General features: G+C 58.6%; 20 protein-coding genes. 14 read left to right on the top strand and 6 right to left on the bottom strand.

Features of this window, described 5'->3' with window-relative positions; translation table 11 throughout:
* Window positions 1–98: 98 nt before the first annotated feature.
* On the bottom strand, window positions 99–1,544 hold the full coding sequence (locus tag ACP2AU_RS09545) for a coniferyl aldehyde dehydrogenase (RefSeq protein WP_426375890.1): 1,446 nt from the start codon (window positions 1,542–1,544) through the stop codon (window positions 99–101).
* A 180-nt stretch (window positions 1,545–1,724) separates the two neighbouring features.
* Between ACP2AU_RS09545 and ACP2AU_RS09540 the strand changes: the two genes are divergently transcribed.
* Window positions 1,725–2,402: a TetR/AcrR family transcriptional regulator gene (locus ACP2AU_RS09540; RefSeq protein ID WP_426375895.1), complete on the top strand. Its 678-nt coding sequence runs from the start codon at window positions 1,725–1,727 to the stop codon at window positions 2,400–2,402.
* 199 nt (window positions 2,403–2,601) lie between these two features.
* Here the strand turns inward: ACP2AU_RS09540 and yihA are convergent, their stop codons facing one another.
* The gene (yihA, locus tag ACP2AU_RS09535; protein WP_426375889.1) at window positions 2,602–3,246 is read right to left on the bottom strand and encodes a ribosome biogenesis GTP-binding protein YihA/YsxC; all 645 of its coding nucleotides are present in this window, start codon (window positions 3,244–3,246) and stop codon (window positions 2,602–2,604) included.
* Between the two features lie 183 nt (window positions 3,247–3,429).
* Here yihA and ACP2AU_RS09530 point away from each other — a divergent pair, with 183 nt between their 5' ends.
* The 6 genes from ACP2AU_RS09530 (at window position 3,430) to ACP2AU_RS09505 (ending at window position 9,153) form a co-directional block, all read left to right on the top strand.
* Window positions 3,430–4,038 (top strand): c-type cytochrome, encoded by a 609-nt coding sequence (locus ACP2AU_RS09530; RefSeq protein WP_426375888.1) that lies wholly within the window; start codon window positions 3,430–3,432, stop codon window positions 4,036–4,038.
* A gap of 170 nt (window positions 4,039–4,208) precedes the next feature.
* Window positions 4,209–4,847, top strand: a complete 639-nt coding sequence (locus tag ACP2AU_RS09525; protein ID WP_426375887.1) for a thiol:disulfide interchange protein DsbA/DsbL — start codon at window positions 4,209–4,211, stop codon at window positions 4,845–4,847.
* 47 nt (window positions 4,848–4,894) lie between these two features.
* Window positions 4,895–5,755, top strand: coding sequence for an endonuclease/exonuclease/phosphatase family protein (locus tag ACP2AU_RS09520; protein ID WP_426375886.1), 861 nt, complete (start codon window positions 4,895–4,897; stop codon window positions 5,753–5,755).
* A 262-nt stretch (window positions 5,756–6,017) separates the two neighbouring features.
* Entirely contained in the window at window positions 6,018–6,986 is a 969-nt protein-coding gene (locus ACP2AU_RS09515; RefSeq protein ID WP_426375885.1) for an ABC transporter substrate-binding protein, read from the top strand.
* Window positions 6,987–7,071: 85 nt separating this feature from the next.
* Window positions 7,072–8,106: an ABC transporter permease gene (locus tag ACP2AU_RS09510; RefSeq protein WP_426375884.1), complete on the top strand. Its 1,035-nt coding sequence runs from the start codon at window positions 7,072–7,074 to the stop codon at window positions 8,104–8,106.
* 9 nt (window positions 8,107–8,115) lie between these two features.
* Window positions 8,116–9,153, top strand: a complete 1,038-nt coding sequence (locus ACP2AU_RS09505; RefSeq protein ID WP_426375883.1) for a quaternary amine ABC transporter ATP-binding protein — start codon at window positions 8,116–8,118, stop codon at window positions 9,151–9,153.
* 68 nt (window positions 9,154–9,221) lie between these two features.
* Here the strand turns inward: ACP2AU_RS09505 and rpmG are convergent, their stop codons facing one another.
* From rpmG to radC, 3 genes are all read right to left on the bottom strand, one after another.
* Complete coding sequence (gene rpmG, locus ACP2AU_RS09500) at window positions 9,222–9,377, bottom strand: 50S ribosomal protein L33 (protein WP_426375882.1); 156 nt, start codon at window positions 9,375–9,377, stop codon at window positions 9,222–9,224.
* Between the two features lie 11 nt (window positions 9,378–9,388).
* Window positions 9,389–9,625 carry a 50S ribosomal protein L28 gene (gene rpmB / locus ACP2AU_RS09495; protein WP_011786975.1) on the bottom strand — a complete coding sequence of 79 codons (237 nt, stop codon included), beginning with the start codon at window positions 9,623–9,625 and terminating at the stop codon, window positions 9,389–9,391.
* Between the two features lie 220 nt (window positions 9,626–9,845).
* Window positions 9,846–10,520, bottom strand: a complete 675-nt coding sequence (gene radC, locus ACP2AU_RS09490; protein WP_426375881.1) for a RadC family protein — start codon at window positions 10,518–10,520, stop codon at window positions 9,846–9,848.
* A gap of 175 nt (window positions 10,521–10,695) precedes the next feature.
* Between radC and coaBC the strand changes: the two genes are divergently transcribed.
* From coaBC to argA, 7 genes are all read left to right on the top strand, one after another.
* On the top strand, window positions 10,696–11,910 hold the full coding sequence (gene coaBC, locus ACP2AU_RS09485; RefSeq protein WP_426375880.1) for a bifunctional phosphopantothenoylcysteine decarboxylase/phosphopantothenate--cysteine ligase CoaBC: 1,215 nt from the start codon (window positions 10,696–10,698) through the stop codon (window positions 11,908–11,910).
* Window positions 11,907–12,368, top strand: coding sequence for a dUTP diphosphatase (gene dut, locus ACP2AU_RS09480; protein ID WP_426375879.1), 462 nt, complete (start codon window positions 11,907–11,909; stop codon window positions 12,366–12,368). The genes coaBC and dut overlap by 4 nt, the downstream gene beginning before the upstream one ends.
* A 97-nt stretch (window positions 12,369–12,465) precedes the next feature.
* Window positions 12,466–15,102, top strand: a complete 2,637-nt coding sequence (locus ACP2AU_RS09475) for a phosphomannomutase/phosphoglucomutase (protein WP_426375878.1) — start codon at window positions 12,466–12,468, stop codon at window positions 15,100–15,102.
* Window positions 15,103–15,136: 34 nt separating this feature from the next.
* Window positions 15,137–16,033 carry an acetylglutamate kinase gene (gene argB / locus ACP2AU_RS09470; RefSeq protein ID WP_426375877.1) on the top strand — a complete coding sequence of 299 codons (897 nt, stop codon included), beginning with the start codon at window positions 15,137–15,139 and terminating at the stop codon, window positions 16,031–16,033.
* Window positions 16,034–16,055: 22 nt separating this feature from the next.
* On the top strand, window positions 16,056–17,294 hold the full coding sequence (locus ACP2AU_RS09465) for an acetylornithine deacetylase (protein WP_426375876.1): 1,239 nt from the start codon (window positions 16,056–16,058) through the stop codon (window positions 17,292–17,294).
* Between the two features lie 20 nt (window positions 17,295–17,314).
* Window positions 17,315–18,484 (top strand): acetylornithine deacetylase, encoded by a 1,170-nt coding sequence (gene argE, locus ACP2AU_RS09460; protein ID WP_426375875.1) that lies wholly within the window; start codon window positions 17,315–17,317, stop codon window positions 18,482–18,484.
* 91 nt (window positions 18,485–18,575) lie between these two features.
* Window positions 18,576–19,883, top strand: a complete 1,308-nt coding sequence (gene argA, locus ACP2AU_RS09455) for an amino-acid N-acetyltransferase (protein ID WP_426375874.1) — start codon at window positions 18,576–18,578, stop codon at window positions 19,881–19,883.
* Here argA and ACP2AU_RS09450 read toward each other — a convergent pair.
* On the bottom strand, window positions 19,857–20,927 hold the full coding sequence (locus ACP2AU_RS09450; protein ID WP_426375873.1) for an aminopeptidase: 1,071 nt from the start codon (window positions 20,925–20,927) through the stop codon (window positions 19,857–19,859). The two genes, argA and ACP2AU_RS09450, sit on opposite strands and share 27 nt — an antisense overlap.
* Window positions 20,928–21,045: the final 118 nt, after the last annotated feature.

The raw sequence follows: 21,045 nt of genomic DNA, 5'->3' as shown, positions 1-21,045 counted from the left end.
AACAGGGATGTTTTGCTCAAGCCTACACGGATGTATTAACGGCGTGTCCTGGAGAGACACCCTGCACCTTGGCCCTGCTCCCAGCCCGGCGTGTTTTGTCAGCGAATAAACAGCTTATACACTAACCGATGCGCTGCGGTGCCATGGGGTGCATACACGTATTTGCCGCTGTTGAACTTCTGCTTGGTAAAAATCGCCCGGTGATGGGAGAACGTCAGGAAGCCTTCTCTGCCGTGGTAGTGTCCCATGCCGGAGTCGCCAATGCCCCCGAAGGGCAAGTCGTCCTGTGCCACGTGCATCAGGGAATCGTTGATGCACATCCCGCCGGAATGGGTGTTATCCACCACGTGCTGCTGGTGGGAGCGGTCGTAGCCGAAGAAATACAGCGCCAGGGGCTTTGGCCGGTCGTTGATGTAATGGATGGCCTCATCCAGATTGTCGTAGCTGATGATGGGCAGAATCGGCCCGAAGATCTCATCCTGCATGACCTTCATGTCCGGCGTGGTTTTCAGCAAGAGCGTCAGCGGGATCTTGCGCGTGCCGTCTTTCATGTTTTCGTTGGCGGGATTGACCTCCACCAGTTCCGCGCCCTTGGCCCTGGCGTCCTCCAGATAGCCTTGCAATCGGTCGTACTGGCGCTCGTTTATGATCGCTGTGTAGTCATCGTTATCGCGCAGGGAAGGATACATCCCGGCAAATTGTGCCCGGAATTCATCCACAAACGCCTGTACCCGGTCGGCCGGACAAAGTACATAGTCGGGTGCGACGCAGGTTTGGCCGGCATTGAAAGCCTTGCCGAAGGCGATTCGCTGGGCGGCATCCTCCATGGGCACATCCGGCGATACGATGGCAGGAGACTTGCCACCCAGTTCCAGCGTGACCGGAGTGAGGTTCTCCGCCGCGGCGCGCATGACCAGCTTCCCGACCGACGTTGAGCCGGTGAAGAGCAAGTGGTCGAACGGTCGCCCGGAAAAGTCGGCGGCCACATCCGCCTCTCCGGTGATGACCGACACCAGATCCTCCGGGAACATGGATTCGATGATCTCTTTGAACAGGGCGGAGGTGTGGGGCGTGAATTCAGACATCTTGATCATGGTGCGGTTGCCCGCCGCCAGAGATGCGACCAGTGGCCCGACAGCCAGGTACAGCGGATAGTTCCAGGGCACGATCACGCCCACAACGCCTTTGGGCTGATAGAAGACTTTGTTGCTGGCAGGCCGGAACAGCACGGAAACATGGCGCTTGGAGGGCTTCATCCAGTCGTCCAGGTTTTTGAGCGTGTAATTGATACCCTGAATAGAGGGCATGACTTCGGCAATCAGGGATTCATCCCGGGAGCGACAGCTGAAGTCCCGGTCGATAGCCTCGAGCAACTTGTCCTGGTGCGCCATAAGCGCCCGCTTCAGGCGCTTCAGGTTCTCTTTGCGCTCGGTCAGCGGAGGCATCGGATTGCGCCGGAAAGCTTTTTTCTGATCATCAAAGACCCGGTGGGTGTGCTGGATCTGCTTTTTGCTCTCGGTGAGCTGGACGACGGTGGCACCCATGATTATCTCCCCCTGGCTGCCCGGCGCGGGCTGCGCTGGCAGTCGGTTATTTTCGGTGGGCAAAATCTGTGCGATTTGCGCTTGGGGGTATTATTAGAGTATATACTCTAGGCAGTCAAGAAAGCCGGATGGCTCTTCGGGCCATCCGTGATCGTTATAACAACAAGCACCGGCGTGATGATGAAAACCAGAGACAAGATACTGCTATCCAGTCTGGAACTGTTCAACGAGCGTGGCGAGCGCAATATCACCACAAATCACATTGCTGCCCACCTGGCCATATCGCCGGGCAACCTCTATTACCACTTTCGTAACAAGTCCGACATCATCTACGAGATTTTTCAGGAATATGAAAAGCTGGTGGATTATTACCTGGATATCCCGGAAGACCGCCCCATGACGCTGGAGGATATGACCTTCTATCTGGAGTCGGTGTTTGACGGCCTCTGGAGCTATCGCTTCTTCCACCGGGATCTGGAATACCTGCTCGACAGTGACCCGCGGCTGCGCCAGGACTACCGGGAATTCACCAATCGCTGTCTGGCGGCCATCAACCGGATTTTCGGAAAGTTGGCGGATGCCGGCATTATCCAGCCCCAGCCGGAGGATCTGCGTTCGGCCATGTCGCTGAATGTCTGGCTGGTGATTACCAACTGGATGGCGTTCCTGAAGACGGCTCATGCGGCCGATGAGCCCGCCAGTCTGTCGCTGACCGAATTAAAGCAGGGGATCTATCAGGTGTTGACCCTGGAAGTGCCCTATCTCACGCCGGAGTATCGTGAGCGGGTACTGGCATTGCGAGAAAAATATCGTCCTACCTTGCCGGAGGCCCGGGGTATCTCCGGTGTTGAGGCATGAGCCCGGTGGCTCTGGTTAAAGTTTGATCGAAAATTGAACTTTTCGGGAGTGGTGCAGTCAGAATTTGCGACGCTGGGAACCGGACACTCCCCGCGTCTCCTGGGAACATTCTCAGGTTTTCGGCCCCTGGCGTTTCAGGGGCACGCAGTACGTCGCAAACCCTGACGTTTCACCGGCCTGTTTTTTCCAGGCCGGCTTTTTATATCTCCGACAGCTCCTGCTCAGGAGCCTCCAGCCAGTGCGTCAATGCTTCCCGGCAATCATCCACGCCCCGCTTGGATGTCGCAGAGAACATGATCAGGTGTTCCACGCACTGATACTCCTGCAGCTTCTTGCGAATGCCCAGCATGGCGGTTTTGGCCTGGCCAAATTTCAGTTTGTCGGCCTTTGTTGCCAGAATCATCAGCGGAAGGTGGTTATGTTCGCACCATTCCACCATCATTTGGTCGAAGTCGGTGAGCGGGTGCCGGATGTCCATAACCAGAACCAGGCCACGCAGGCAGCGGCGGTCGTTAAGGTAATGCCCGAGGTGTTGCTGCCAATCGTCTTTCATATCCCGGGAGACCTTGGCGTAGCCGTACCCGGGCAGATCGACCATTCGGGCGTGCTCACGGTTCAGGCTGAAAAAGTTGATCAGCCGGGTGCGGCCGGGCGTTTTACTGGTTCGTGCCAGCTTGCCGTTGGCGGTGATGGCGTTCAGGGCACTGGACTTGCCGGCGTTGGAGCGGCCGGCAAAGGCAACTTCAGCGCCGTGGTCGGGCGGGCATTCGTCCAGTTTGGAGGCGCTGATGAGAAAACGGGCGCTGTTGAACGAGAGGCTTTTTTGAGTCAGATCAGGGTCCACGACGGTAGATGTTCCTTTGGATTTCAGTTAGTGGCGATTAATGTATAATGCTACACCAATTTCCGGCGGTACGCCTTGGGTTGCCGCCATCGGCCCCGGTTTTGCACCTGACAAGTCAGTGCCCTGCCGGCTGCTTAACCAAGAATACTTTCAAGATGCAAAGATGAGAGAAGCGGAGCGAGCATGAAAAGACTGATCGCAGGAGTTGTTCTCGGAGTTAGCCTGACAGCAGTGGCTCACGGGGCAGGAGATCCGGCAGCGGGTGAGCAGAACGCGGCGGTATGTGCGGGCTGTCATGGCCAGGGCGGCGGCAAGCCGGTTATGGCCATTTATCCCAAGCTGACCGGGCTGGGGGAGAAGTATCTTTATAACCAGCTGGTTGAAATCAAGGCCGGAGACCGGGCCATTCCCGAGATGACCGGGCTGCTGGACGCGATGTCTGATCAGGATCTTCAGGATCTGGCGGCGTACTTCAATAGCAACGATATGGTGGTGGGCCAGGCTGATCCGGATCTGGTTGATCAGGGTAAGGCCCTGTATCGCGGCGGCAACATGGCATCTGGTGTGCCGGCTTGCGCGGGTTGTCATAATCCCAAAGGTATTGGTAATGAGCCTGCGGGCTACCCTGCACTGGGTGGCCAGACAGCCGAATACGTGGTCAAGCAGCTGAAAGCTTACCGGGCGGGTGAGCGTGCCGGTACTTCCAATGCGAACATCATGATGGACGTTGCCTCCAAGCTGACTGACGCCGAGATCGACGCGGTTGCCAGCTACGTGTCCGGCCTGAACTGATCAGCCGTTCACAGTCAGCAGTGAAAGACCCCGCTCCGGCGGGGTTTTTGCTATTTGTCGCGCGGAACACCTAACGTTTCGGTAACGCTTTCCTTGCGCCCGCCTGTGGAACTTTTTGTGCTCGCTGGGTCATAATCCTCCCAAACTCATTGATGGCTCGGAGATTCCCGATGATCAGAACCTTGACTTCTTCCGCCGTGCTGGCGCTTTCGCTGTTGTCTGTCGCCTCGCTGGTGAACGCTCAGCCCTGGGTTGCCGGAGAGCATTACCGGGTGCTGGACAATCCCGTAAGAACCGCGTCCGATACGGGTGTCGAGGTAGCGGAAGTATTCTGGTATGGCTGCCCGCACTGCTACACGTTCAAGCCTCTGGCGGAAGCCTGGGAAGCCGATGCGCCGGACTACATCAATTACGTGAAGTTGCCGGCCGCCCTGGGCCGAAGCTGGGAGCCACACGCCTATGCCTTCTATGCTCTGGAGGCGATGGGTGAGCTCGACAAGATGCACGATGTATTATTCGATGCCCTGGCGGGAGAGCGGCGCCCGTTAAACACACCGGAAGCGCTGGCCGATTTCGTGGCGACACACGGTGTCGATGCCGGGAAGTTCCTTGAGAACTACAACAGCTTCGGCGTCCGTGCGCGCGTGCAGCAGGCTCAGGCGAAAATAAGGGGCGCGCGCATTACCGGGACACCGACTATGCTGGTTGATGGAAAGTACGTGGTAAGCGCCTCTATGGCAGGTAGCCATGAAAATACCCTGAAGGTAGTCGAGTATCTGGCTGAAAAAGAGCGCGGCTCGTCCAAATAACGAGAGCTGCGGGGTGCCGGATGGAGCAATCGGAGTAGCAGCTGACAATGTATAAGCGAATCCGTAACCAGCTGAACGGCATACTCAGAAATCAGGAAAGTACCCGGGGGGCCTGTTCCGGCAGTGAACACGTGCCGGAATTTCAGGCCCACCGGCACATTCGCCTGCTTACCTTCAATATCCAGGTAGGCATCAATACGTCCTCGTACCACCACTACTTAACGCGTAGCTGGCAGCATTTTCTCCCCAACCGTCGGCGCTACGAAAATCTGGATCGTATTGCCACGCTGCTCAGTCAGTACGATGTTGTTGCGCTTCAGGAATGTGACGGTGGCAGCCTTCGCAGTGGCCATATCAACCAGGTGCAGTATTTGGCTGAGGCTGCCGGCATTCCCTACTGGCATCAGCAGTTGAATCGGAACCTGGGGCAGATTGCCCAGCACAGCAACGGTTTGCTGAGCCGGTTCCGGCCGCTGGACGTTACCGAGTACAAGTTGCCCGGCCTGATCCCCGGCCGCGGCGCAATTATTGCCCGTTACGGGGTTGAAGATGACCCGCTGGTGCTGGTGTTAATGCATTTGTCGCTCAGCAAGTCAGCGCAGCAGAAGCAGCTGGGCTTCATTCGCGACCTGATTGCCGATTACCGGCACGTTGTGTTGATGGGTGATATGAATGCTCATGCTCACCAGCTCCTGACCCAGACACCCCTGCGGGAAACCGACCTTATTCCTCTGCCCGAGACCGCGCACAGTTTCCCGAGCTGGCGGCCGGAAAAGGCGCTTGACCATATCCTGGTGAGCCCGTCGCTGGAAATCCGAAACTCGGAGGTGGTCAGTTATCCGGTGTCGGACCACCTGCCCATCGCCATGGATGTCGCGCTTCCGCAAGGCTACCTCGAGCGCTTTTAACGCTCCCGCTTACGATAAAACTGTCGTTGTTGGGTATAGGTTTTTTCCGAAAAACTTGTAACTTGCAGCGAGAGCCTTATTATCTAGGGACTATGGATTTGCCAACGTTCCATATTCCTGAGCATTCTTTCCGGTTTTGCCGCCGGTCACCAACTGCCAGCGACAGGGGATTTCCACCCGTTCGCCGGCACTCTCAGTTGTATTTGCCGATGCAATTCCATGAATACGGCCCGAGGGTCTTTTCGTCCTGAAAGGAGTGACTATGAGAAAGCTGTCATCTGCTGCTTTACTGTGTGCCCTGAGTGTTCCTTCGCTTGCCAGCGCTGATTGTGGCGAAGTGTCCATCACCGAAATGAACTGGGCTTCGAATACCGTTGTGACCAGTGTCGCCAAGTTCGTCATGGAGCAGGGGTATGGCTGTGATGTCACGGTGGTGCCCTCAGATACGGTGCCTGCGGTAACGTCTGTCGCCGAGAACGGTGAACCGGATGTGGTCACCGAGTTGTGGCTGAACTCCGCTGGAGAGGCCTATCTCCGGCTCGAAGAGCAGGGCAAAATCGAACGCCTGACCAAAGTGTTGCGCCCGGGTGGTGTCGAGGGCTGGTGGATTCCTACCTACCTTGCAGAGAAGCATCCCGAATTGAAAACCATTGAGGGGATTATGGCGAATCCCGAGTTGGTGGAGGGCCGGTTTAACAACTGTCCGGATGGTTGGGGTTGTCGTGTCGTCAATGACAACCTGATCGAAGCGCTGGATCTTGAGGCTTCGGGTCTGGAAGTGTTCAATCATGGCTCCGGCGAAACTCTGGCCTCGTCCATGGCGTCTGCGGTCCAGAAGGAAGAGCCGTGGTTTGGCTACTATTGGGGCCCCACGGTACCGCTCGGAAAGTTTGATATGACCCGGGTCGAACTGGGTGAGTACAAGCCCGATGTCCACACCCGAAACCAGACGCAGGACGCCGATAACCCCGGTGTGTCAGAGTTCCCTGCGGCAACGGTTCTGACCTCGATAACCACCGATTTCCGGGAGCGTGAACCGGAAGTCGCCGCCATGCTCGCCGAGCTGAGCTTTGAGACCTCGACCATGAGCTCCCTGCTGGCCTGGATGGATAAGAACAACGCCACAGCCGAAGAAGCTGCTGTGTATTACCTCAGCAATTATGGCGACCGCTGGTCGCAGTGGTTGAGCGAAGATGCCCGAGCGCGTCTGAGCAGAGTGCTGGGCAACTGATTTGCCCGTCTGGTTCCGGCCTGCGGTTTGGCAGGCCGGGCCACCTTCCCGCCCGATTTTCTAAAAACACGTAATAGGCATACCAATGGCGACGTATGACTGGTTGTTTTCGACCCTGGGTCTGGAGGACTGGTGTAGCCAGGATGAAAGTTCCGGCCCCATGTCGATGGCTGACCTGCTGGCTAAAAGCAAGGGGTCAGACTCCGGCCCGGAATCTGTCTGGGATTTGCCCTTTCCCTCTATGGATGCTCTGAATGAATCCTGTGCGGCCTTTCCCCAGTCCCGGGAGCTGACCAAAGGGCTCGAGCAGGGGTTTCTGGGTATCAAAGATAGCCTGAGCCTGGTGCTTGATCCGCTAACCCAGCCGCTGAGCTGGTTTTTGGATGGTGCCTTGTACGCCTTGCTTAACACCCCCTGGTGGGTGGTGATCCCGCTGCTGATGGCCGTGGTGTTTCTGGTGAGCCGGTCCTGGAAGCTGGTCGTTTTTGTAGCTTTTTCTATCGGCCTGCTGGCCTTCATCGATTACTACGATTACGCCATGCAGACCCTGGCAATCATCTTTGTTTGTGCGTTCCTTTGCGTGCTGTTCGGGGTGCCCATCGGCATTGCCATGGCGAGGAAAGACTGGCTGCAGCGCGGAACCATACCGGTGCTGGATATGCTCCAGACGTTGCCTCCGTTTGTTTATCTGATTCCGCTGATTTTCCTGTTCAGCGTCACCGAGTCGAAGCTGTACGGCATCGCGATCATTCTCTATGCCATCGTACCGGTCGTCCGGCTGACCGATCTGGGGATCCGGCTGGTCGACAAAGAAGTGATTGAGGCGGCTGATGCCTTTGGCATGACGCCCCGGCAAAAATTGCTGAAAGTGCAGATACCGCTGGCGCTGCCAAATATTATGGCGGGGGTGAACCAGACCATCATGATGAGCCTGGCGATGGTGGTGATTGCGTCGCTGGTGTCCGCGCCGGGCCTCGGCGTGTTGGTGCTGAGGGGGATTCGCAATCTGGAGCTTGGCGTCGGACTGGTATCCGGCCTGGGTATTGTTTTACTGGCGGTGATTCTTGATCGGGTCACCAAAGCCTCGTTGGCGCGGATTAACGCGTCTCAGAAAAATTAAGGAGGTACGGTGGCTAAGAACGTCAGAATTGCGATCCGGAAGCTGTACAAGATCTTTGGCCCTACCCCCGAGCAGGTGCTTGATCATGTCCGGCAGGGCATGAGTAAGGCGCAGTTGCAGGACGAGTACGGGCACGTGCTGGGGCTGAAGGACATCAACGTGGATGTCCATGAAGGTGAGATTACCGTGATCATGGGCCTGTCCGGTTCTGGCAAATCCACACTGATTCGTCATCTTAACCGTTTGATTGAACCAACCGCCGGCGAGGTGTTGTTCGACGACGAGGACGTGTTGTCACTGGATGAAATGGCGTTACGTCAGCTGCGCCGGGAAAAGATGTCCATGGTGTTTCAGAAGTTCGCGCTTCTGCCGCATAAAACGGTGCTGGAAAACGCGGGGATGTCCTGGGAAATCGCCGGGCAGGGGCTGGAGCGCTACCAGGAAGAGGCCCGTAAATGGCTCGCGCGGGTCGGTCTGGAAGGCAATGAGGATCAGTACCCTCATCAGTTGTCAGGCGGTATGCAGCAGCGGGTGGGTATTGCCCGGGCCCTGGTCTCGAACTCGCCGGTGATGCTGATGGATGAGGCGTTCTCGGCTCTGGATCCGTTGATTCGCTCGGATATGCAGGATCTGCTGCTGGAGCTCCAGGGCGAGTTGCACAAGACTATTGTCTTTATTACCCACGATCTGGATGAGGCGCTGAAGCTGGCCGATCACTTGGTGATACTCAAGGATGGTGAGGTGGTGCAGCAAGGGGATCCTCAGGAGATTCTGCTGAAACCGAACGACCCGTACATCGAAGATTTTGTCAGTGATATCAATCGTGCGCGTGTGCTCAGGGTGCGCTCGGTGATGAGTCCGGTTACGGGCGATGAGTCGTTTGCCGGTGATCTGGTGGAGACGGACAACCTGGAATCCGTGCTTGCGAAGTCGGGTGGTGACGTCACACAGGTATTTCGCGTGCTCAGGCACGGTGAGCCGGTGGGGAAGCTGGCGATGACCGATCTGACCAGAGCGCTGGTGCCGGCCGTGGGTGCCAGCAGGTAAAGGTGTGTGCGGCATCAGCCATAAAAAAACCCGGCGAGCGCCGGGTTTTTTTATGGAGGCAGGATCAATTACTTGATCTTGGCTTCCTTGTATTCAACGTGCTTGCGAACGACCGGATCGTACTTTTTCATAGCGATCTTTTCCGGAGTGTTACGCTTGTTCTTGTTGGTCGTGTAGAAGTGACCAGTGCCTGCTGAAGATACCAGCTTGATTTTCTCGCGCATGATGCGGCTCCTTAAACTTTCTCGCCGCGGGCACGAAGATCGGCCAGCACAGCGTCGATGCCTTTTTTGTCGATGATGCGCATACCCTTGGTGGAAACGCGCAGCTTCACGAAACGCTTCTCGGACTCAACCCAGAAACGGTGGTTCTGCAGATTCGGCAGAAAACGACGACGAGTGTGGTTCATCGCGTGGGATACATTGTTACCGGTAACCGGACGTTTACCGGTAACCTGACAAACTCTGGACATACTTGCCTCCGACCTGAGCAATGGTCTCTATCAATACGAATTCGTTTTTAATGCGTCTCTGGTTGCTCCGGAGCGATACCTGCTGCCGGTTTGCGCTTCTGAAACAGAACGCTGCTCGCCAGACGCCGCCAGAAAGGGACGCTTTTATACCAGAACTGACTGGCCAACGCAAAAAATTGTTGGGAATTTGGCCAGTTTTGCGGCGGCATCCATCTCGGAGCTACATCAGTCCACGTTCAGCCAGAGATATTACCTCACCGTGACCGATAACCATATGGTCAAGAACCCTGATATCGACCAGCCCCAATGCTTCTTTCAGTCGACGGGTCAGAGAAATGTCGGCCTGGCTGGGTTCCGCGACGCCCGAGGGATGATTATGCGCGAAAATGACCGCGGCGGCATTGTCTTCCAGTGCCTGGCGAACCACTTCCCGCGGGTAAACAGCGGCACCATCAATGGTGCCGCGGAACAATTCCCGGTACTGGATGACCCGGTGCCGGTTATCGAGGAACAGGCCGGCGAACACCTCGTGGGGATAGGTCCCCAGCCGGCTGGTGAGAAAACGCCGGGTATCCTGGGGGGATTTCAACGGATCGCCCTGGCGCAATGGTTCGTCCATCACTCGCCGTGCCATCTCCATGGCCGCCTGTACCTGGGCGTACTTTGCCGTGCCCAGGCCCTTGACCTGGCAGAACTGGCGCCGGGAGGCGGTCATCAGGCCGCGCAGGCCGGAAAATTCGGTAATCAGGTGTCGGGCCATGGCCATCACCGGCATACCGGTGGTGCCGGTGCGCAGAAAAATTGCCAGGAGTTCGGCATCGGACAGGCTTTCCGGCCCATGAGTGAGCAATCGCTCGCGGGGCCGCTCATCGGTCGGCCAGGAGTTGGGGGTCATGTCGGCTTCCTTGCTCGGGTATCGTCGGGATGCATCCTGCATCGGGTTCTCACAATTACAAAGGTTACTCCAAAAGGTAACATTTGGTAAACGAACAGCGGGGCGGGCAGGCTGCCCGTACCGGTCTGTCATGCTATCTTATAACGCTTTCATTTCAGGGGATAACGGAGCCCGCATGACCGCCAAGCGAATATTGTTGGGAATTACCGGTGGTATCGCCGCCTACAAGGCAGCGGAGTTGGTTCGGCTGCTGAAGAAAGCCGGGCACGAGGTGCGTGTTGTCATGACCTCCGGAGCAGAAGCCTTCGTGACGCCGCTGACCTTTCAGGCCCTGAGTGGTCAGCCGGTGCGTACCTCGCTGCTTGATCCGGAGGCCGAGGCCGGGATGGGGCATATCGAGCTGGCCAAATGGGCCGATCAGGTGGTTGTGGCGCCGGCGTCTGCGGATTTTCTGGCCCGACTGGCCCAGGGTATGGCGGATGATCTGCTGACCACCGTTTGTTGTGCAACCGAAGTGCCAATTGCCCTGGCGCCAGCGATGAACCAGGCCATGTGGAAGAATTTTCGCACACAGCGGAATCTGGCGTTGCTGAACGAAGACCCGCAAATTACCGTTTGGGGGCCCGGTATGGGTGACCAGGCCTGCGGTGACAGCGGGCCGGGGCGTATGCTGGAGCCGGAGCAGCTGGCTGAGCGGATCAATAAAGCGGTTACGCCGGGCAATGGAGGCGCTCTGTCCGGGCAACGGGTGGTGGTGACCGCCGGGCCGACCCGCGAGCCGATCGACCCCGTTCGCTACATTACCAATCACAGTTCGGGGAAGATGGGGTATGCCATTGCCAGCGCAGCGGCGGAGTCGGGCGCCCGGGTTGTCCTGATCAGTGGTCCGGTCAGTTTGCCGGTGCCAGCGGGGGTCGAAATCCGCCCGGTCAGCACCGCCGAGGAAATGCTGGCAGCATCGAACCAGGCGGTGGATGAAGGCTGCGATATCTTTATCGCTACCGCGGCGGTTGCAGACTATCGCCCGGAAGCTTTTGCCAACGAGAAAATCAAGAAGTCCAGCGATCGCATGAGCCTGTCGCTGGTTCGAAATCCCGATACCCTCGCCACCATTGCGGCTCGGGCCGGAGCGCCGTTCACCGTGGGGTTTGCCGCTGAAACCACGGAGGTTGCCGCTTACGCGACGGATAAAATGACGCGCAAAAAACTCAACATGATTGTCGCCAACGATGTCTCTGTGCCCGGGCTGGGGTTCAGCAGTGACCGTAATGCCGTTACGGTGTTCTGGCCTGAGGGCTCGGAATCCATCGGGCCCGACAGCAAACAGGCCATTGCAACCCGCCTGATGGCGTTGATTGCAGACCACAGCAACAGGATTGAACAGGTATGAGTAAACAGAGCTTTCAGGTGCGGGTGCTGGATGATCGTATTGGCGCGGAGATACCGTTTCCGGAATATGCAACGGAAGGCTCCGCAGGGTTGGATCTCCGGGCTGCGCTGAAAGAGGCCTTAACCGTTATGCCAGGCGAGACGCACCTGATCCCGACCGGCCTGTCGGTGCATATTGCGGATCCGTCGCTGGCCGCCATGATTCTGCCCCGCAGCGGTCTGGGCCATAAACACGGTATCGTTCTGGGCAACCTGGTAGGACTTATCGATTCCGACTATCAGGGCGAGCTGATGGTGTCCTGTTGGAACCGCGGCCAGACACCGTTCACCGTCGAGGTAGGGGAGCGTATCGCCCAGATGGTGCTGGTGCCTGTGGTACAGGCAGATTTCGAGATTGTCGACAGTTTCGATGCCAGTCATCGGGGTGAGGGCGGCTTTGGTTCCACTGGAAGCCGCTGACAACGCGGATGTATGGCGGGCAGCGAGTTGACTGGCCGGCGTCTATACTCAGCGGATACAGACTTGTCCGGGAAAGAAAACAACTGCGGGATGCATTATGAAATTCGCAAAGAAAAAAAATCAGGCGTCTTCCGGCGATGAACAGCCGGAGAAAAAACCCGGAAAGAAGCAGAAGCCGTCCAGGGAAGCCTCGGGGGCTGGTCTGAAAAAACTGGGATCAGTGGGGCTTAAGCAGTCGTTGGTGGTTGTCCTGGCGGGAATTTTGGCCGTCTTGCTGGCCCACTTTCTGGTGGTTGTGCCGGCGGGCGAGGCGCGTTACGACAAAGCAATCGCCATGGAAGCTGATGACGCTCAGCGGCGGCTGAACCAGTCGCTCATGGTGCTGCAGAATCAACTCAAGGCGGTTGCCGGCCAGCGTTACGTGGCCGAGGCGCTGATGGAAAGATCGGGCCTGTCAGATATCGCCGGGCAACTGCAAGCGGCGCTGCCAGGGGCAGCCCAGGTGTTCGTGTTTCCCTACCGGGAAGTCCCGCGAACCGGCAACAGCGACACCCTGCTGGGGTTCGCCGGCCTCGAGCTCGCCCGCCGGGCAGAAAACAATCAGCCGTTGTTGCCGGATGCGTTTCCCCGGGACAATACCTGGTACCTGCAGTTCGCCAGTGCGGTACGCCATCCCACCAGTAACGCGGTGATCGGCAGTGTGTTGGCAGTGTATCAGGCCTCGCACATCCAGCCGTTACTGAAAGTCGGCCATTCGCAGCTTGGCGGCCGGCTGTCGCTGGTGCAGACCGTCTCCGGTGCTTCCCGGACAGTGGCCAGTTCCGGAAGCGGTTCCGGTGCCGAGATTTCCCGCTCTCTGGTCAACCCGGACTGGTCGGTCAGCTATCAGCCGGCAGCATCGCCGGTATCACCCGTGAGCAGTGTCCTGCTGGCAATTCTGATCGGGCTGCCGGTACTGGCGGCCGCCGTTATCGTATGGTTGCTGCTCGGCAATGCCCAGCGGGGTATCCGCCAGGATGTGACGGCGCTCATTCAATGGGCCCACAAGGTGTTCGGCGGTGAGCGAATGAAATTGCCGGAACTGCGTTGGGATATGGCTGCGTCTACGGGCGAGGTGCTGTATCGGTTGTCGCAAATGGTGGATAAGCGGGTGTCGAAAGCTGCCCAGTCGGCCGCGCCGAAAGCTGCGACGGTCCGGAGGAAACAGGCTGTGGCCGAAGAAGAACCCCTGTTCCAGGATAAGGATATGCCGGACATTGATATGCTGGATGGCGACGAGGACGTGCTGGGTTTTGGTGGGTCTGAAAATGCCCTGTTTGACGAAGATATTCCCGAAGTAGCTGAAGCCGAGTTGCCTGCGGTGCAGGTTGAACCCGAGATTTTTCGCGCTTATGACATTCGGGGTATTGTCGGCCAGACCCTGTCTGCGGAGGTGGTCGAGGTCATTGGCCGCGCCATTGGCTCGGAAGCGGGCAACCGTGGCGTCACCGATCTCTGTATCGGCTACGACGGCCGGCATTCCAGCCCGGAGCTTGCGGATGCCCTGGGGCGCGGCATCATGGCAACCGGGTGCAATGTTATTCACCTTGGCGCTATCCCCACCCCGGTGCTGTATTTTGCGACCCATCATCTCCAGACCGGCTCCGGTGTGATGGTCACCGGCAGTCATAATCCGGCCAACTACAACGGACTGAAAATTATGCTCGGCGGAGAAACCCTGTCGGGAGAGGCTATCCAGGCATTGCGTCAGCGCATCCAGGTCGCTGACTTTGTCCAGGGACAGGGGGCGCAATCCCGGGATGACGTACGCCGTGCCTATCTGGACCGCATTATTGGCGATATTGCCGTCGCCGCACCCCTGAAAGTCGTGGTGGATGCCGGCAACGGCATCGCCGGAGAGCTCGGCCCCATGCTGGTTGAGGAACTGGGCTGTGAAGTTACGCCGTTGTACTGCGAGGTGGATGGCGATTTCCCCAATCACCATCCGGACCCCGGTAAACCGGCGAATCTGCAGGACCTGATCGCCAAAGTTCAGGAAACGGGGGCGGATATCGGCCTGGCCTTTGATGGCGATGGCGACCGCCTGGGCGTGGTGACCAATACCGGCAAAATCATCTGGCCGGATCGCTTGCTGATGCTCTTCGCCCGCGATGTGGTTTCCCGCAACCCGGGTGCCGATGTGCTCTATGATGTGAAGTGCAGTCGGCGGCTGGCCAGTGTGATCTCGGAAGCCGGCGGTCGGCCGATCATGTGGAAGACCGGGCACTCCCTGATGAAAGCCAAGATGAAGGAAACCGGGGCCCTGCTCGCCGGTGAAATGAGCGGCCACGTCTTCTTCGGTGAGCGCTGGTACGGTTTCGACGATGGGCTGTATTCGGCCGCCAGATTGCTGGAGATCCTGGGAATTGAGGATCGCCTCTCTGAGGAGGTCTTCGAGGACTTTCCGGAAGATATCAGCACCCCGGAGCTGAACGTCGAGGTAACCGAGAAAGACAAATTCGAAATTATTGAAAAGCTGGGCCAGCAGGCCGATTTCGGTGACGGTAACATCAGCACCATCGACGGCATCCGGGTCGATTATGCCGATGGCTGGGGCCTGTGCCGCGCCTCCAATACCACGCCGGTTCTGGTTCTCCGGTTTGAGGCGGAAACCGAGCAGGCCCTGGAACGGATCAAATCGGTCTTCCGGGAACAACTACAGAAAGCGGCACCCGCTCTGGTTGCTGATTTCTAAAACTATTCATTATCGCAAGGATTTATACAACATCATGGCGCTGGATCGTGAAACAGCAATGCAGGTGGCTTCGGTACTGAGCCGGGGCCTTCCCTATATCCAACGGTTTACCGGCAAGACGGTCGTGATCAAATACGGCGGCAACGCCATGGAGAACGAAGACCTCAAGAGCAGTTTTGCCCGGGATGTGGTGCTGATGAAACTCGTGGGCATCAACCCCATTGTGGTGCATGGCGGCGGGCCCCAGATCGGCGAGCTGCTGGACCGGCTGAATATCCAGTCCCGTTTCGTTAATGGTATGCGGGTGACGGATGGCGAAACCATGGATGTGGTGGAGATGGTGCTCGGTGGCCAGGTGAACAAGGAAATCGTGTCTCTGATCAACGCCCAGGGCGGAACCGCTGTGGGGTTGACCGGTAAGGATGCCAACCTGATCCGGGCCCGGAAACTGGAAGTGGTGAACCGCTCGCCGGAGCTGGAGCGTCCGGAAATCATCGATATCGGCCATGTGGGCGAGGTGGCGAGTGTCAATGTGGACGTGATTGATATGCTCACCCGCAGCAACGTGATCCCGGTGATCGCGCCTATCGGCGTGGGCCCTGATGGTGCTTCCTACAACATCAATGCAGACCTGGTCGCCGGCAAAGTGGCCGAAGCCATGAAGGCGGAGAAGCTGATCCTGCTGACCAATGTCTCGGGCCTCAAGAGCAAAGACGATAAGGTGCTGACCGGCCTGACGGCCCAGCAGGTGAATGACCTGATTGAAGACGGCACCATCCACGGTGGTATGTTGCCGAAAATCCGCTGTGCCTTGAATGCGGTGGAAAACGGCGTGCGCACCTCGCACATCATCGACGGTCGTGTGGCCCATGCCTGCTTGCTTGAGATCTTCACTGATGAGGGCGTTGGCACCCTGATTTCCCGTAACTGAAACCCTGGCCGGGAGTGACCGGATGAAACGCCTGCTGTCTTTTCTCTTGATCACAGGAATCGTGGCCTTCGCCGGCTTTAAGGCCGGCGTCTGGTGGCTGACGGATCAGCGCCTGGCAGAGGCGCGTGCGGTATTGTCCGACGAGGGAGTGCTGGAACGTGGCAGCATTCATTCGTCGGTGGATGGGCGGGTTCTTTTGCGGGAATCGTCGTGGCAGGATTTCCGGTTGACCCAGCCTGTGGAATTGGGAGTGTTGGAGCTCGATCCCGGCTCGCCGCTGCTGTTGCTGACCATGTTGACCGACCCGGGCGAGTTGCCGGCGAGTTGGCGATTGCTTGCTGAACGCGCCAGCATCACGCTTGAGCCAACCATGTTCCGGAACTGGGTGACCGCGGCTCCGGAGGATGCCCGGGCACCGCTCGCCACGCTGTCGTGCGCGCCCGACCCCCGGCAACAGCTGGGCAGTGGCGACCTCGTACGTATGGGCATTTCCGACATTCGCGGCGATCTGGTGCTGGAGCAAACACCCGATGCGCTGCGTCTCGAGCTCAATACCCATGAAACCGGGAGTCTGGAGCTGACCTGGCCAGATGCCAGGCTCACGCTGGAAAATGTGTCCGAGCCGGCATCGATCGGCCCCGGCACCCTGCAGCTGACGCTTCGCGATGCGGGCCTTATGCGCAGACTCTCTGCCTATTGTGCCCGTGAATCGGGCCTCGAAGTCCGTGCCTGGGCCGAACGCGGTGTGGCCGCGCTAGAGGCGGGTTTGCGATCCCGGGGCCTGAAGGCCAGTCCGCAACTGCGGGCCCTGTACCGACAGTGGCTCATCGAAGGCGGGGAGCTGAGCCTGACACTGTCACCGGGTGCCGATACTCTGGGGGTGCCGGTACGAACTACCGCGGAAACCGGGAGCAGCCTGCGGGTTTTTTATAATGGTGCGACGGTTCCGGATGTGTATCTGATGGAGATGCCGGAGGTTGACCCACAGCCGCCCGCGCAAGCTCTGGAGCCGGTGGTCGCGCCGGAAGACCCGGCTATCGAGCAGTGGTACCCTGAAAGTATCGACCGCGCCAACGACTGGCTCGGGCGGCGAGTGCGGGTCACACTGTCGAACGACAATCAGGTTGACGGGCGTCTGGCCGGCGTGGGGGAGCGGGAAGTGGAAATTGCCCGCACGGTGGCCGGGGGTGAGGTGGCTTATCCCATTCTGATTCGTGCCATTACACAGTTTGAAGTCTGGCGCCGGGGCCGCCCGGAATGACGCCGGAACGGGAGGCGTAAGTGACGGCGAATACAAACACCAATGGGTCTGTGCCGGCTATCCGGGAGATGCTCGCCCGGTTAATTGCGCTGCCTTCCATCAGCAGTGCTTCACCGGAGTGGGACCACAGCAATGAGGCTGTGGTGCGTACTCTGGCGGAGTGGCTGGAACCGCTCGGGTTTTCGATCGAGATCATGGAAGTGCCGGGTATGCCCGGCAAGTTCAATCTGATCGCGACATTGGGGAGTGGTCCCGGGGGGCTGGTTCTTTCCGGCCATACCGATACCGTGCCGTTCGACGATAAACGCTGGCAAAGCGACCCCTTCAGCCTGACGGAAAAAGACAACCGCTGGTATGGCCTGGGAACCTGCGACATGAAGGGCTTTTTTCCGCTGGCGATTGAAGCGGCCAAAGCGTTTGCCGGCCAGCCGTTGCAGCAGCCGTTGATTATTCTTGCCACCGCCGATGAAGAAAGCTCCATGAACGGGGCCCGCGCGCTGGCCGAAGCCGGAAAGCCGAAAGCCCGTTACGCCGTGATCGGCGAGCCTACCAATCTCAAGCCGGTGCGGATGCACAAGGGCATCATGATGGAGCGGTTGCGGTTTGACGGCCAGTCCGGCCACTCGTCCAACCCGGCACTGGGCCGTAATGCTCTTGAGGGGATGCACGAAGCGCTTGGAGAGCTGGCGGCCTTGCGCAGCGAGTGGCAGGACAAATACCGAAACCCGAACTTCAAGGTACAGGTGCCGACACTGAACCTGGGCTGCGTCCACGGCGGTGACAATCCCAACCGTATCTGCGCCCAGTGCGAACTGCATTTTGATCTGCGCCCGTTGCCGGGCATGAACATGGAGGCGCTGCGCCAGGCCATTCTTGGCCGGATGCAACCGCTGGCCGAGCGCAGGGAGCTCAAGCTGACGTTTGAGCCCCTGTTCGATGGCGTGCCTCCGTTCGAAACCCCGGCCGACGCGGCGCTGGTCAAAGCCTGTGAAAAACTGACCGGCCACACCGCCCACGCAGTGGCCTTCGCCACAGAGGCACCCTGGCTGCAGCAACTGGGGCTGGAAACCCTGGTGATGGGCCCGGGCTCAATCGACCAGGCACACCAGCCCGATGAATACCTGGAGCTGTCACAGTTGCAGAAAACGGTTGATATTCTGAAGGGCCTGATCCGGACATTCTGTGTGTAAGTAACGCTCGATAACCGGGAGCACTGAGCGCCTGCTCAGTACCCGGTAAACCCATTCATGACAGCCCCGAAAGGGCAAAAGGAACACTGGCTTGAAATCAAACGACTGGCTGCACGGATTCCGTCATTCCTCTCCGTACATCAATGCCCACCGCGGCCGAACCGTCGTTCTGACCATGCCCGGGGATGCCATCGAGCATCGCAACTTCATCAACATTATCCACGATATTGCCCTGCTCGGCAGCCTTGGTGTCAGGCTCGTGGTGGCCTTTGGCGGCCGCTCGCAAATCCAGTCCCGGCTGGATGATGCCGGCCTGGAGTCTTCGTTTGCGCGGGGCCTGAGGATTACCCCGGACGACCATCTGCCACTGGTGATGGAAGCGTTGGGAGGTCTTCGGGCTTACCTGGAAAGCCAGCTCTCCATGGGGCTGGTGAATTCCCCGATGCACAATGCCCGGATACGGGTTACCAGTGGCAACTACGTCACTGCCAAGCCTGTGGGGGTGCTGGACGGTGTTGATTTTGGCTATACCGGCCGGGTTCGCCGTGTCGACGCCCGGGGCATCGAGCAGCTGCTGGAGTTGGGGCATATTGTCTTGCTGCCGCCCATGGGCTACTCGCCCACGGGGGATGCCTTCAACCTTTCTTACGAGGACGTCGGCAGCCAGGTGGCCGCGGCATTGCAGGCAGAGAAGCTGATTGTCTTTATCGACGACGAGGGCTTGCTGGCTGAAGACGGAGGCCTGATCCGTGAACTGTCGGCCCGCCAGGCCTCCGAGAAACTGCACGACGATGCCGTTACCGGCCATGATGCCGCGTTGCTGAGGGCCGCCTGCGATGCCTGTATCAAGGGCGTACGACGGGCCCATATTATCAGCTATGTGGAAGACGGAGCCCTGCTGGAAGAACTGTTCACCCGCGATGGTTCCGGGACTCTGGTCAGTGGTGACAACTATGAACAGATCCGCCAGGCCCGGGTCGAGGATATCGGGGGTATCCTGGAACTGATTCAGCCCCTGGAGGAGCAGGGGGTGCTGGTTCGCCGCTCCCGGGAAATGCTGGAAACCGAGGTCGACCGTTTTGTGGTGGCAGAGCGGGACGGCACGATTGTTGGCTGTGCGGCGCTGTATCATTATCCGGAAGAGGCGGCCGGAGAGCTGTCCTGTTTTGCGGTAGACCCCTCCTACCGCCGGGCCGGGCGTGGCGATGAGATTCTGGCGATGGTGGAAAAACTGGCCCGGGGCCAGGGCATTCACAAACTCTTCGTGCTCACCACCCAGACGGAACACTGGTTCCGGGAGCGGGGATTTTTACCCACCGCCGTGCAGGATCTGCCGGGGCCGAAACTCGCATCGTACAACACCCAGCGTAATTCAAAGGTCTTCTACAAACCGCTCTGACAACGCATTCAGCCGTGTCTTGCGGGCCGCTTGAGGTTCTCGGGACAGTGCCTCGACAACCCGGTAGAAACGGTCGAACTGGCCGTTGGATTCCCGCAGCAGTTGCCGGAATGCAGGCACAAACTGATGGTACTGCCGGAACAGGGCCAGTTGCGCATTGTTCAGTTGCACCGGCGGAGGCCCGAATGGCCCCGGTTCCTGAAACTGCAAAGAGAGTAATTCGTAGTCGGCGGCCAGCTCATCTAGTAGCCGGGCTTTGCGTGCTCTCAAGGTGGCTGTGTCGAATGCCTGCGGGTGACCGTAAAGCCCCTGAAGTTGCTGGCTGGTGATGTTGACCAACTCCAGGGTTTTCTGCCGATGCCGGAGCCGGGCCAGGGCTTTCTGAAAATCCCCGGGCGACCCTTGCTGCTGCAGCCAGAGCCTCAGGCCCTCCAGTTCCACCGCGGTGGCGAAACTCTCATTGAAGGCTGTATCCCCGGAGATATAGACCACCCGATGGGCGAGTTCATGAAACATCAGGGCGACCATCCGGTCGTCGGGCAGCGAGGTGAAACCGGTATGAAGCGGGTCATCAAACCAACCGAGTGTGGAGTAAGCGGTGACAGCGCCAATAAAGGTATCGTACCCGCGTTCCCGGAAGGCCAGCTGCTCTTCTCGGGCGTCGTCCAGGTTGAAATAGCCCCGATAGGCCTGGCAGCCGACCAGTGGGTAACACCAGTGGTGAGGGGTCAGCGAAAACTCCGGTACGGCCACCAGGTTGACGACCACCCAGGGGCGCCCCAGGGCCACGTATTCGGCAAAGGCATTACCCACCGGCAGGGCCAGGATCTGTTCGGCGAATTGCCGTGCCTGTATCGACAGCTGAAGCTGGCGTTTGAGTTCGGGGCGGGTTTCCGGATGGGCGATGACTTCGTCGACCGGCCGGGCATTCATCATCAGCGACAGCTGGCCACTGATGGCCTGGTGATAGTAGCCGATGGTCGTACATCCCCCCAGAGGCAATACCAGTAGCAAAAGCAGATAGATCTGACTAAGCTGTTTCATAACGGTGTAATTTCTGATTTGACTGCGGTTGTCGCCCATTTTTAATCGTTCGCCGGAAGTTTTATCATAACCGCGTACACCACACCCACTCAGGGACGTTGGCCGGCTGTGCCCATCC

The sequence above is a fragment of the Marinobacter sp. VGCF2001 genome (assembly GCF_049943275.1).
In the GTDB taxonomy this organism is placed as follows: Bacteria; Pseudomonadota; Gammaproteobacteria; order Pseudomonadales; family Oleiphilaceae; genus Marinobacter.
This window is presented reverse-complemented; position numbering and strand designations above follow the sequence as displayed.